This window comes from Longimonas sp. (genome assembly GCF_040409695.1).
Classification (GTDB): Bacteria; Bacteroidota; Rhodothermia; order Rhodothermales; family Salinibacteraceae; genus Longimonas.
This window is the reverse complement of the sequence record NZ_JARWGJ010000127.1, coordinates 1-7,620: the sequence shown is the minus strand read 5'-3', so window position 1 is coordinate 7,620 and position 7,620 is coordinate 1. Positions and strand designations below refer to the sequence as shown.

Annotated in this window: 8 protein-coding genes; 5 read left to right on the top strand and 3 right to left on the bottom strand. The window is 59.3% G+C overall.

What is annotated here, in order from left to right; all coding sequences use genetic code 11:
* The 3 genes from PPP56_RS07980 to PPP56_RS07970 all read right to left on the bottom strand — a co-directional run.
* On the bottom strand, positions 1-379 hold a 379-nt coding region (locus tag PPP56_RS07980; protein WP_353563514.1), incomplete at its 3' end, for a metallophosphoesterase.
* Positions 380-442: 63 nt separating this feature from the next.
* The gene (locus PPP56_RS07975) at positions 443-1,216 is read right to left on the bottom strand and encodes a 5'-nucleotidase C-terminal domain-containing protein (protein WP_353563513.1); all 774 of its coding nucleotides are present in this window, start codon (positions 1,214-1,216) and stop codon (positions 443-445) included.
* An 81-nt stretch (positions 1,217-1,297) separates the two neighbouring features.
* Positions 1,298-2,479 carry a CaiB/BaiF CoA transferase family protein gene (locus PPP56_RS07970; protein WP_353563512.1) on the bottom strand — a complete coding sequence of 394 codons (1,182 nt, stop codon included), beginning with the start codon at positions 2,477-2,479 and terminating at the stop codon, positions 1,298-1,300.
* A 213-nt stretch (positions 2,480-2,692) separates the two neighbouring features.
* Here PPP56_RS07970 and PPP56_RS07965 point away from each other — a divergent pair, with 213 nt between their 5' ends.
* The 5 genes from PPP56_RS07965 to PPP56_RS07945 all read left to right on the top strand — a co-directional run bounded on the left by PPP56_RS07965 (position 2,693) and on the right by PPP56_RS07945 (position 7,377).
* The gene (locus tag PPP56_RS07965) at positions 2,693-3,157 is read left to right on the top strand and encodes a single-stranded DNA-binding protein (protein ID WP_353563511.1); all 465 of its coding nucleotides are present in this window, start codon (positions 2,693-2,695) and stop codon (positions 3,155-3,157) included.
* Between the two features lie 50 nt (positions 3,158-3,207).
* The gene (locus tag PPP56_RS07960) at positions 3,208-3,732 is read left to right on the top strand and encodes a single-stranded DNA-binding protein (protein ID WP_353563510.1); all 525 of its coding nucleotides are present in this window, start codon (positions 3,208-3,210) and stop codon (positions 3,730-3,732) included.
* A 308-nt stretch (positions 3,733-4,040) separates the two neighbouring features.
* Positions 4,041-5,579, top strand: coding sequence for an acyl-CoA dehydrogenase family protein (locus tag PPP56_RS07955; protein WP_353563509.1), 1,539 nt, complete (start codon positions 4,041-4,043; stop codon positions 5,577-5,579).
* A 419-nt stretch (positions 5,580-5,998) separates the two neighbouring features.
* On the top strand, positions 5,999-6,712 hold the full coding sequence (gene purQ / locus PPP56_RS07950; RefSeq protein WP_353563508.1) for a phosphoribosylformylglycinamidine synthase subunit PurQ: 714 nt from the start codon (positions 5,999-6,001) through the stop codon (positions 6,710-6,712).
* The gene (locus PPP56_RS07945; protein ID WP_353563507.1) at positions 6,709-7,377 is read left to right on the top strand and encodes a rhomboid family intramembrane serine protease; all 669 of its coding nucleotides are present in this window, start codon (positions 6,709-6,711) and stop codon (positions 7,375-7,377) included. The genes purQ and PPP56_RS07945 overlap by 4 nt, the downstream gene beginning before the upstream one ends.
* The last annotated feature ends 243 nt before the right edge of the window (positions 7,378-7,620 follow it).

The following is a 7,620-nucleotide window of genomic DNA, read 5'->3' as shown; positions in this document are numbered from 1 at the left end:
CGCCGTTGTCGAAGTCGTGGTTACCCAGCGTAGCGATGTCGTAGTCCATGGCCGACATCGTTTTGAACTCGATCTCGCCTTCGAAAAAGTTGAAGTAGGGCGTGCCCTGAAAGATGTCGCCGCTGTCAAGGAGCAGCACATTTTCGTTGCGAGCGCGGATGTCGTCGATGAGCGCAGCGCGGCGGGCCACACCACCCAGCCCCGCGAAGCGTCCGCCGTCATCGGGGAAGGGGTCGATGCGCGAGTGAGTGTCGTTGGTGTGCAGAATGACGAGGTGCGTCCGATCGCCGGACGCCGCCATGCTGAGTCCGGGCCACAGCGCGGCGCCTGCGGTAGTCGCGGCGAGGGTGCGGAGGAAGTCGCGTCGGGTGGTAGCCATGGTAGAGGCAAAGCAGTCAGATGGAAGAAAACGGTGCGCATCCACTAAGAAACGCTGCAGGCGCTACTCGATGCGCTCGATGCGGCCTTCGATGTCGGCGGTGAGGGTGCCCAGATCGCGAAAGTACTCGATGAAGGCGTCGCGCAGCAGCATGGGCAGCTCTTCGCGCGGCGCCTCCTCAAGCACGGGCGGACCGCCGCCGTCGGCGAGGTAGTCGGATGTGACCACGCGGTACTCGGCTTCGAGGTCAACCGGTGCCCCGTCGATCTGCAGGTCCTCAATGTCGCCCGAGTCGGCATGATAGCGAAACGAAAATCCGGCAATCGGCTCGCCGCCGTAGATCTCCATGATCTGCTCGGCGAACGTCACGACCTCCGCGCCCGAGAGGGTCACCACCACCAGGCGGTTCTCGAAGGGCATCAGTTCGTAGACCGTGCCCACGGTAATATCGCCGGGACCAATGGGGATGCGCAGGCCACCGTTGTTGGTCATTGCCATGTGCACGGGCCCCTCCGACAGCTCGCGGGCGTGGTGTAGCATTGCATCAGCAGCCAGGTTGCCGAGTGGCCCTTCTGGATTGCCCTCGGTGAGCTCTTCGGGCGCATGGGCGATCACCGTCTCGACCTCGGCTTCCATCTGGTCGCGATACGGAGCCACGAGGGCTTCGACCTCTTCGTCCTGCTCCAGCGAGTCGGAGATCTGCGTATACGAAATGTCTACGCGGCTGGTGGGCTCGTCCGACGCGTCGGCAGCCGGTTCGGTAGTGCCACAGGCGGTGGCCACCACGAGCAGCGGCACAAGCAGCCAGGCGGGCACGCGCAAGAGAAGGCGATTCATAGAGCAATCGATGGGTGGATGTAAAGTGAGACGGGGTGGGTACAGCCTAACAATACGAAAGGCGGTCCTCGCAGATCCACACTACGTACACACAACAACAGCATCGGCCTGCAGCGTGGCGATGTCGTCTTCCGTGCATCCCAACTGATTGCTCAGCACGGCAGCGGTATGGGCAGCGTACCGAGGTGGAGGTAGCAGGGAGGGCGTGGGAGCGTGGGTCGCAGATTGGCGAAGTCCAGGGGGATGCGCAGCGTTGTCGCTTCGAATCACCATACCCTCGGCATGTGGATCGGCAAATACGTCGGGGAGGGTGCGCACAGCACCAGCGGGTACGGTACGCGCTTGCAGGGCATCCAGCAGCGCGCCACGGGGGTGCTTCTGGATGGCGGTCTGCAGCGCAGCATCGAGTGCCTCGCGATGCGCGACGCGGGCCGCGTTGGTGGCGAAGCGGTCGTTGGTCGCCAGGTCGGGGCGTGCCAACACCTCGCAGAGCGCCGCAAACTGCCGGTCGGTGCCCACCGCCAGCACGATGGCCGACCCATCGGCGGTTGGGTAGGCCGTGCCGTACGGGGCAATGTTCGGATGCGCCGATCCCATCCGCTGCGGCACGTGGCCTGCCACCAGGTAGTTGGTGGCCTGATTGGCGAGTCCGCTAACAGCAGCCTGCATGAGCGACACCGACACGTATCCGCCTTGCCCGGTCCGCGTGCGGCGCAGGAGTCCGACGAGCAGCCCCTCTTTGAGCTGATGCGCGGCCAGCACATCCATAAGCGCAACGGGCATCTTGGTGGGCGGCCCCTCGGCAGATCCGTTCATCGCCATGAAACCGCTCTCGGCCTGGATGACGGCATCGTAGCCCGGACGCGGGTTGTCCGGTCCGTAGCCGGTGATGTGTCCATACAGCAGCGCCGGGTTCAGCGTGCGCAGCGTGTCGGGGTCGGCACCGAGGGCTTGAGCGCGACCGGGGCGGTAGTTGGCGATCACGATATCGGCATCGGCGGCCAGCTCGTGGAGCAGCGCCTGCCCGGCATCGGTCGATAGGTCGATGGCAACCGACTGCTTGCCAGCGTTGCAGGCACAGAAGTACGCCGATCGGCTGTCGGGAGGCGTCTCGCCGGGAGCCGTCCACCGCCGCGTGACATCGCCCTGCGTGCGTGGGTTCTCGATTTTGATGACGGTCGCCCCCAGTTCGGCAAAAAACTGCCCGACGCTGGGTCCGGCCAGCACGCTGGCGAGTTCGAGTACGGTGCAGTCACGTAGCATAACGGGCAAGAATGAGTGAGCAGGAGCACTCGAATAAAACAGTGCAATAAAGCAGTGCAGCGCGTGGAATGCAAAAGGGTATATACCGCTACACGGTCATTACGGGGCTATTTTACGTTGCGTTACTGTGAAGGGGTGTGTCTACCAGATAGCCTGTGCTTGGGCGTAGGCGTTATTTTGGACCTTTCATTATCAGACCAATGGTGAACCATTATGGCACGTGGAATCAACAAAGTGGTGTTAGTCGGCCGCCTGGGGCAAGACCCGGAGCTGAAGTACACAAACACCGGTACAGCAGTAAGCACATTTTCTGTTGCGACCAATGATTCGTATGTTGACCGCAGCGGAAGCCGTGTCGATACGACCGAGTGGCATAACGTGGTCGTATGGGGGCGGCTGGCTGAGATCTGCAGCGAGTATCTGGGCAAGGGGCGCCAGGTGTATCTGGAGGGCAGCCTGCAGACGCGCTCGTGGGAAGACAGCAAGGGCAACAAGAAGTACCGCACCGAGGTGAAGGCGCGCGACGTCGTCTTCCTTGATGGCAACGGCGCAAAGCAGAATCGGCAGAACGGCTCGCGGAAGGCACAGGCTGTTCACGAACCGCCGGCCGCGTTCACGTATGAATCTTCGGAGGGTGAGCCGATACCGGTTGAACCCAGCGACGGGATACCGTTTTAACGAAGCGAGCAGCATTCACAATACACGTAACTTACAGCAAGGCACACATTATGGCACGCGGCGTCAACAAGGTGATTCTGGTGGGCAATCTGGGGCAAGACCCTGAGCTCAACTACACGAACAGTGGCACAGCGGTCTGCAACATGCGCATTGCCACCAGCGATTCATACACAAATCGGGATGGAGAGCGCGTAGACACCACTGAGTGGCACGATGTGGTTGCCTGGGCGCGCTTGGGCGAGACCTGCGGCGAGTATCTGTCGAAGGGACGACAGATATACGTCGAAGGGTCGCTGCAGACGCGCTCCTGGGAAGACCGAGACGGTAACAAGCGCTACAGCACCGAGGTGAAAGCGCGCGAGGTGGTCTTCTTGAGCGGCGACGGCCAGGGTGCCCGTCAAGGGCGAGGTCAAAATCGCGGTGGTCGGGGCGGTGGCGACGGCATGAACCAGGACCAGGGGCCCGGCGGTTTCGACCAGTCTCGTCAGCCTCGCAAAGGATCGCAGCAAGGCGGCGGGGGCGGTCAACAGCAGCAAGGAGACTCGTTCGAGCCCGATGATGACCTTCCGTTTTAGAGCCGGTTTGGGTGCTGGTTTGTCGGCAAATAGCGAGCACCGCTGATGTGCAGTAGCCTTCAAACAGTGCCTGAAAATAACGATAGAGCAGTCATGTGTGGCTGTACTATGTGGGGGTGTCCGTACGGGCATCCCCATATTTGTTGTAGGGGGCGCTCTTCACTTTCTGTGATTATAGTGCCTGGCGTCGATTATACAGAGATTATTTCGACTTTGTGGATTATTACGGCCCGGTTTAGCGATCTTTCGAGGAGATTAGCTGTACCGTTACACATACGTACCATATTCAGAACAGCCTGCTCCGACCCATGAGCATTGCCCCGTACCTTTCCGACGACGTGCGCTCGTCGGTCGACTTTTCCTCGTTCCTTGATACGTTTCGTGAGAAGCTCCGCACGGTATTCCGTGAGCGGGGCGATTTCAACACGGTGAGCATAAACCGTGGTCTGCCGCCCTATATGATGCGTGAAGTGCAGTCGGCGACTCCGCTTGCAACATTCATCCCTGAAGAATACGGCGGGCGAGGCGGCCATGTCCACGAATGCCAGGCCATTCTTGCAGCCGCTTCGTACGAATCGCTCGCACTTTCGCTCACCTTCGGCATCAATGGCGCCCTCTTTCTGCAGCCCGTCACGAAGTATGCTAACGAAGAGGTGAAAGGCCCGATCTTCGAGCGCTTTCTAAAAGATAAAAACATGGGCGGGCTCATGATCACCGAGCCCGACTACGGTACAGACGCTCTCAACATGCAGACGTCGTATGTTGAAACGGAGAAGGGCTATCACCTCGAAGGTACCAAGCACTGGGCCGGCCTGACCGGGTGGGCTGACTTCTGGCTGCTCACAGCACGTCGTAAGTCGTCGAGCGGACAGCTTAGCCGCGACATCGATTTCTTCATTGCCGACATGAACCAGTCGGAGCAGATGGTCGATGTGGAGGAGATCTATGAGAACCTGGGGCTCTACCTTATTCCCTATGGGCGCAACAAGCTGGATCTTACGGTTCCGCACATGCACAAGCTGGAACCGGAAAGCACGGGCATCAAAATGATGCTCGATACGCTGCACCGCAGCCGCATCGAGTTTCCGGGCATGGGGATGGGCTTTCTGAAGCGGATTCTCGACGAATCGCTCGCGCACTGCAAAGAGCGGCACGTCGGCGCAAAGTCGCTCTTCGAACACGATCAGGTTCAGAAGCGACTGTCGTGGATCCAGGCTGCCTTCACCGCCTGCTCGGCCATGTGCCTGCATACCAGCGAGACCGCGCACATCGAAAACAACATGGCCTCCGACAACCTCGGTCCCAACGCAACCAAAGCCGTCGTCACTGACCTGATGCAGGACGCTGCGCAGTCCTTCTTGCAGCTCTCGGGCGGGCAGGGATACCGGCTCGACCATCCTGCCGGGCGTGCCACCGTGGATAGCCGTCCGTTCCAGATCTTTGAGGGCTCGAACGATGTGCTCTACCAGCAGATCACCGACACGGTGCTCAAGCACATGCGTCGCGCCAAGGTGTCGAACCTCGGTGCATTCATGAGTGACTTTGCTCCGCTGAAGCGTGCCGCTGACCGGTTCGACGGCGCCTTTGACTTTGCCGTGGATGCGTCTACGTTGCCGCAGCGAAAGAGCGTAGAACTCGGGCGTGCACTCGGGCGCGTAGCAGTTATGGAATACATTATTGAGTTGGGCGATCGCGGCTTCCGTAGCGACCTGATCTCCAACGCCCTCAACGTGTTCGTACAAGACGTGCGCAGTCTGCTCTGCTCATACGAGACACAGACAAAACCGCTTGCGGTTGATGCCTACGATGATGATGAAAGCAGTTGGCTGAACTTTGTGGATGCGTAACGCTCGCGCTGCGTACAACGTTGCCAAATGATACGGTATCGGTAACGATGCCATGGCAGTAAGGGTACACGGCGAAACCATGCGGTGGTAACGCGCAGAAGGATGCGTGGCAGGCTCATGAGGTTTTCACGGGCACTGCGTGCGCATCCTTCTGTACGTATTGTGTACCTTAGATAAGGATTAGGCAGCATATGAAAGCATATGAACATGTGTCGTGGGCTGCGTGCGGTCGGATAGCACGTCCTCGCATCGTTTGTTTTTTTTGCCGCTGTAGCTCGCTTACAACTGCCCAAACTCAAGGTACGCCCGGAGACGTTCTGCAAGCTGCTTCTTACAGGCCTTACAGGCCGACCTTTGCGAGCGCTTTTCCGTGATCGTCCTATTCTCTACCTGTTCTCTACCTACGCGCCCCCGTGCCCATGGCCCGCTTCGGAATTGTCACATTCCCTGGATCCAACTGCGACCACGATGCCTATCACGCTGTTAAACACGTGCTTGGCGATGACGCCGAGTTTGTCTGGCATCAGCGTAAGGACCTTGATGATCTCGACGTAGTCATTCTGCCAGGTGGGTTCTCATACGGAGATTACCTGCGCTCTGGAGCCATCGCCCGGTTTTCGCCGGTGATGGAGGCGGTAACCGCGTTCGCAAACGATGGCGGCTACGTGCTCGGGGTCTGCAACGGGTTTCAAGTGCTCTGCGAAGCCGGGTTGCTTCCGGGTACGCTGGCGCGCAACGAGTCGCTCCGGTTTGTCTGCAAGCCTACCACGGTACGGGTAGAGCGCATCGACACCCCGTTCACAAGCCAATATGCGCCCGGAAGTGTGCTTTCTCTTCCGGTTGCCCATGGGGAAGGGCGCTACGTCGCCGATGACGCCACACTGGCTGCGCTGGAGACCAATAACCAGGTTGTGTTTCGATACACCGATGCCGAAGGACGCGTAGACCCGGAGGCGAATCCGAATGGGTCGATGCAGAACATCGCCGGTATCTGCAACGAGGCGCGCAACGTGCTGGGCCTTATGCCACATCCAGAGCGTCATGTTGAGATGCTCCTTGGGTCTGATGATGGACTGCCGCTGTTTGAGTCGCTACAGGCAGCAGCATCCAACGCAGCCTTTGCCACAGCTTGACCTCAATTGTTATGGTCGAAATGCCCTTCGACGGTCCCATCTCGCTGTTCGACGTTCCTGTAACTACGGCGCTGCTCATTGCCAATATCGCGGTGAGCTGGTACGTGCTGTACGTAAACCCACGTCTTCTTGAACCCCTTTCGTTTCAGCCATACCGGATCTTTGAAAATGATGAGTACTACCGCTTCCTAACTGCGGGATTCGTGCACGGCAGCGTGGCGCACCTGGCAGTGAATATGATCACGTTATTTTTCTTTGGGCCGATCCTCGAAGGCATACTGGGATCGCTGGAGTTCTTCATGCTCTACGTGCTCTGTGAGATTCTGGCACATACCGTCACTTTCACCTACCATTATACGGATCCCCAGTATGCAGCAATTGGAGCATCGGGGGCGGTAAGCGGCGTGGTATTTGGCTTCTGCCTGTTCTTCCCGCTGGAGATGCTCTACCTCTTCTTCATCCTGCCCATTCCAGCTGTACTGTTTGCGGTAGGATACGTTGTTGGGTCGATCTACGCGTTCCAGAAGAACCAGCGAGAGAACCAGGCAGGCGGGATCGCACACGAAGCGCACATCGGCGGTGCCATCGCGGGGATACTGGTCACCATTGCGCTCGACGGCCGCGCGCTGTCTTCATTCATCGACTCAATGATGACATTGGTATAGCGCACGTAGCGTAGTGCACCGCTGGGCTGGGGCCGAAGTCATGCCCCTGGTGCAAATTGTCCCCGATGTACTGGCGTCAGTCGGGCTTGCGCCCTCATGTCGACCCGTAGCCCCGGCTACGAACCTCTATCGGGGTCCAATTTGCGCCGCAGCGGCGCTCGCTCTCGCCCGCAAACCAAAACCCAAACAGGTTCTACGGTACCAGACGCGTGCGCAGGACATCCCACGACGAGAAGGTAAATC